At 56.0% G+C, this 3,978-nt stretch carries 3 protein-coding genes and 1 pseudogene; 2 read left to right on the top strand and 2 right to left on the bottom strand.

The annotated features are described in order from the left end of the window. Positions 1–116 (bottom strand): helix-turn-helix domain-containing protein (locus tag K6N12_RS33440; RefSeq protein WP_222149167.1); only part of this gene is annotated, 116 nt, incomplete at its 3' end. A gap of 231 nt (positions 117–347) precedes the next feature. Between K6N12_RS33440 and K6N12_RS33435 the strand changes: the two are divergent. Then, positions 348–806, top strand: a pseudogene (locus K6N12_RS33435) (GDP-mannose 4,6-dehydratase). 410 nt (positions 807–1,216) lie between these two features. Here the strand turns inward: K6N12_RS33435 and nodA are convergent. Beyond that, positions 1,217–1,804 (bottom strand): nodulation N-acyltransferase NodA, encoded by a 588-nt coding sequence (gene nodA / locus K6N12_RS33430; RefSeq protein WP_004679687.1) that lies wholly within the window; start codon positions 1,802–1,804, stop codon positions 1,217–1,219. Between the two features lie 935 nt (positions 1,805–2,739). Between nodA and K6N12_RS33425 the strand changes: the two genes are divergently transcribed. Next, positions 2,740–3,654, top strand: coding sequence for a hypothetical protein (locus tag K6N12_RS33425; protein ID WP_010034735.1), 915 nt, complete (start codon positions 2,740–2,742; stop codon positions 3,652–3,654). Positions 3,655–3,978 lie beyond the last annotated feature (324 nt).

Genomic DNA, 3,978 nt, shown 5'->3' with positions numbered 1-3,978 from the left:
CGGATCGCCGTCGAAATCCCAACTCCGAAACGAGCCGCAGCCTGTCGAGCCGACATGCCGGCCGCAGACGCTTTCAAAACCCGTATTCGAAGATCATCGCTCAGTGCTTGTCCCATCATCCACCTCTCCGCTGTGGATGTTGAATCAGCTTCGGTCGCTCTCGTCACCTCACAATCGATTCATCAATCGCAGGACATGTCTAGGTCGACCGCGCGCCAGCGCGACCGCGACCATCAGCAGGACAAAGAGCTTTGAAAACAGGAGACAATCGCACATCCCTGTAGCCAAGAGAGAAATGGCGTATCGCACGGGAGACGCTGCGAGCGCCCAGGTGATAGAGCTTCGCCTTGTGGCTGAACAAGCCAACTTCGATCGCGCAGGCCCGCCGCGCCCGACAGCTGGCCAAAAACAGCGCCAGGAGCTACGACTGGGGCCACGCACGTGAGTATGTCGAGGGCATGTCGCGCATGCTGCAGCAGGACAAACCGGATGGCCACGTCTTGGCGACCGGCGAGACGACGAGTGTCGGCCAATTTCTCGAGCGGGCTTTTGCCGACGTGAACATTACTTTGGAATGGAAGGCGTCCGGCGTCGACTGGCTACGACTCCGCGTCCGGTGCCTGCCTTGTTGAAGTCGATCCTCGATACCTCCGCCCGACGGAAGTTGATCTTCTGCCGGTGATCCGACCAAGGCCCGCCAGAAGCTGGGCTGGCAACACAAGGCCCCGGTTCAGGAGCTCGTCGCCGAGATGGTGCGCGAGGATGTCAAGCACTGGAAGGCCCTGAACAGCCGGGAAGAGCTCTGAGTGTACGACTTGTCCAACAAGAAGATCTGGGTTGTCGGCCATCGCAGTATGGTCGGCAGTGCGCTTGTGCGCAGGCTCCGATGCCGTGCTCTGCGGCAGTGGCGTCAGTTAGCGGGTCGAACGAGGAGCGCGGATCGTGAACCCGCGAGCGCGCAAAAATACGGCATTAGCCGATGATGTTCATACTTCCACCAGGTGCCCGGATTGCGGTACCGAGGCTTCGGGGCATATGTTCCTGATGGTCCTGCTTGTCTCGAATATCTCACGCTTGACGTCTAAGCGTTCGCAGATCGAAAGGTGCGGGATGTGTCATCGTGTGGGTCGGTCCGTCATCGAGGGTTAAATAGACGCACCGATCACTGGGCCGCCACCGTCTCTTCGGATAACTTCAGCTATGGGACCATGCTCTTTCATAGCTCAGGGCCATTCCGCTCGATCAAGGTCCCCGATGGCCAATCACTCATTGAGCATCCTATTGGGAATACTACCAAAATTACGTTTTCACAGCGCGTCGGCGGGAGGTTGAGATAAACATCGGCAAGGGTGGATCGCACGCGTACCCCTTCCAAAACCGTCGCAAGACCATTTCGGCAGAGCCTGAGAACAAGGTTGCGCAACGCCTGCCGAACACCGCCGAACGCAAACCGAACGCCAAGTTGCTGCAGCACTGGGTAAACAATGCGCATCGAATTAATGCCGTACCCCTCAAGATCTGGACGCACGCCCCACAATCCAAGCTCGCATACGAGTAGATCGACCTCGCCAACCCGAACGAAACGACGCAACAACCCCATGTGAGCGGCCACACCGTGCGCATCATAGCCTATTACGCGAAGCTCGGGCCTAGCTCCTGACCAACTACGAGCACCTTCGAATGGAAGGGCGTTGTAAGCTCCAGTTGGCCCATAGGTCTTCCGAAAGAAATCTGCGAGCTCCGTGTGGTCAGAGAGCTCCAACTCGTTTTCCCAGCACACTTTCCACCGCACCTGAGGGCTCATACCTAAACCTCCACTTAATACTCTGTCCAGGCGTCGACAGAGCAACTACTTGATACGCACTCGTTGGGGCGCTTCTAATGGCACTGGTATAAGCTGGTGAAATCATTTGTTTGGATGGAACTCATCCGTCCAATGGATGCGTTCCAATCAATCGGCCTGCCATCGGCTGCCGACGCCAGATGAAGCGGCTGCTCCAACTTCTTCGTGAACATGCCGCCTTGTCCATCATGCTGGATCATCTTGATCAGGCATCCAGGACATTGAACTGAAAAGTTGACCATGACTGAGAGGCTCGCTACTCAGGCAGAAGCAAGCCAAAGACGTTTTCGGCGATAATCAGGCAAATTGTCGAGATCACATTAGAACCCTCGGCGGAACCGGGCTGGTCTATCCCGGCGTCGAAAGTCGTCGAACGACCCGACCTGGCGGAGGGGTTTTTTCGGAATGTTCGGTTTGCGACAGTCTGATTCCACACAAAATGGGACGCGGCGATAGGCAGCAGCATTCTCCTGTTGAATCTGAAAGGGGTTCCCCTCGCAAAACGCCCTGGTTCGCTTTGGCTATCGCAGCCCATGGACCGGCACGCTGGGTATCGGCGAAGATTGCCAGAGGACATACTTGCCTGGCGATCCCGACCTCGGGAGAAGATGATGGGTACAGGAATGGATTCCTAGATCAGTGCGTTTCCGGTGCAAGCTTTTAGGACCCCGGACACAGCAAACGCCTCCCAGGACTGGCGAGGCGGCCGCGAGATCGCAATTTTCTCCTAGATAACGGTATGAGGTGATCGTCATACCCTGGTCACCGGTTGCCGATCGTCACGCACATGGTCTGGTACAGAGCCGGCGGCGCCGATGAGCCCCCGAGGAAATACTTAGTGACTGGCACGGTTGTTGCGTCGTCTCACGAAAGACAGCCGTTAACGAGAGGTCACGATGATGGATGTATGCTCGATGGGGATGGTGTTGTGCGGTGGGTACCTTCTTGCTGCATCCGCAGGCAGACTCGGCGGCGCTGAGAATGTCTTATCTGACTCGCCTTTGTCCGCGGCTGATGTATCGAGTTTCGAGACTTTCATAGTTCGCAGCCCACCGACATCACTCAATCTGGATCCATTTTATGCCAAATATGCTGACGCAGCGGGCATACCTATTATTTCGTCAAACAAGGTTCCAGACACGGCACTATTGATCTCACGTGACATTGTCCTCTACATGTTGTCAGAACGCCGTGATGTCCGCGATGCTTTAATCCAGGCTGGAGCGCGGGTGGGCGTCATGGCAATTGACGAGACGACGACTGATATTCCCGAGCAGCGGGATTGGAAGAAGCCTCTTCCCGATGATCCACGTCTCACCCCTGACGAGCGGCGGGATTACGCCAACACGATCGGCAAGATGACTGCCCGAGACTACTGGGCACAAAGGGCGCGCGGCATGGGCGGGCTCTACACGACGGGAGCTGTGGAGAATTTGATGGGCGTGCCGGGCACGCGGTATTACGGCGGGAACATTCTTGTTCACGAATTCTCACATAATATTTTCAACGCGCTGCGCACGGTAGATCCTGATCTCGTTGCACGAGTTGAACGTGCCTATTCGCACGCCTACGAGAAAGGCCTCTGGGCGTGTTCCTATATGGAGAACAACGTCGATGAGTATTGGGCCGAGGGCACGCGATTTTGGTTCAATACGAACTTGGCTTACAGCCGAGGCAATCTCACCATTGCCACATCAGAAGATTTCGAGGCTCACGATCCAAGCCTCTATAATATCATGGCCGAAGTCTACCGCCATGACCACCACATTCTGGCGGATGTCTATTACCGGCATTCGGCGAAGTCGCAGTAATGTCCTTTGGTATTGACTGCCGGCCTCATGCTGCAATCCCGCTGGAGACCCGAACTATCGCTGATCGTCCGTAATTTGTCAGAGCCAGCCATAAATTTGAGTTTCCGTTCAATTGAAGCGCCCATGTTGTTCCCACGGGTGCATACCAAGTACTTCGTGGCCGCTGGAATTGGCTCCTTGTGCAACATCGAGACCAAATGACCTGCCACTGAATTTTCATCCGGCGGCGATTAGAGCCTCGGCGGTCTTTGAAACGCTCCCAAACGTTGGACCACCGGATGCTAGAGTTTTCCGGCTTCATTCAGGGAGGCGGGCTGGTTGCGC

It is taken from the genome of Rhizobium redzepovicii, assembly GCF_019793435.1.
GTDB classification, from domain to species: Bacteria; Pseudomonadota; Alphaproteobacteria; order Rhizobiales; family Rhizobiaceae; genus Rhizobium; species Rhizobium redzepovicii.
Note: the sequence above shows the minus strand (reverse complement) of the source record. Positions and strands in the feature narration are given on the sequence as shown.